The following is a 354-nucleotide window of genomic DNA, read 5'->3' as shown; positions in this document are numbered from 1 at the left end:
GGATATGGGGTGTCCCAGCCCGTGACGCGGGCGATCGGCGCTTCGAGGTGATAGAAGCAATGTTCCTGCACCAAAGCTGCGAGTTCGGCCCCGAAGCCGGAGGTCAGCGTGGCCTCGTGCACGATGACGCACCTGCCGGTTTTCGACACCGAGGCGATGATCGCTTCCAGATCGAGGGGAAGCAACGAGCGGAGGTCGATGATCTCGGCGTCGACGCCGAACTGTTCTGCGGCGGCGATGGCGACGTGCACCATCGTTCCATAGGCCAGCACCGTGATGGCGCAGCCCTCCCTGACGACCTCGGCTTTCCCGATCGCAATCGCGTAGTGTCCGTCAGGGACTTCGCCTTTCGGA

Annotated in this window: 1 protein-coding gene; it reads right to left on the bottom strand. The window is 63.6% G+C overall.

From position 1 onward, the window contains the following. Positions 1-354, bottom strand: a 354-nt coding sequence (locus AC1D0P_RS32680) for a transketolase C-terminal domain-containing protein (RefSeq protein ID WP_477680515.1), incomplete at both ends; no start/stop codon positions are given.

It is taken from the genome of Polaromonas sp. P1_G2, from assembly GCF_056405515.1.
This window is presented reverse-complemented; position numbering and strand designations above follow the sequence as displayed.